The organism is Aquabacterium sp. A08, from assembly GCF_011742065.1.
On sequence record NZ_JAAQQT010000083.1, the window covers coordinates 1 to 348 of the forward strand.

Here is a 348-nt window from a genome sequence, read left to right on the forward strand (position 1 = left end):
CGAGCGCATGCGCTTTGGCACCTACCTGGCCCTGTCGGCCGCCGTCTCGGCGCTGATCTACCCGGTGTTCGGGCACTGGGCCTGGGGCAGCGCCGGCGACAGCGGCCTGGGCTGGCTGCGGGCCCTGGGCTTTGTGGACTTCGCCGGCTCGACCGTGGTGCACAGCGTGGGCGGTTGGGTGGCGGTGGTGGCGGTGGTGCAGGTCGGGCCCCGCAGCGGCCGCTTTGCCGAAGGCGACACGCCAGCGGCCATACCCGCCGGCAACCTGCCGCTGGCCATGCTGGGCTGCCTGTTGCTGTTTTTCGGCTGGATCGGCTTCAACGGCGGCAGCACGCTGGGCTTCACCGA

The 348-nt window shown here is 71.8% G+C and carries 1 pseudogene; it reads left to right on the top strand.

What is annotated here, in order from left to right:
- Nucleotides 1-348 (top strand): annotated as a pseudogene (locus tag HA630_RS00480) (ammonium transporter); the annotation flags it as partial.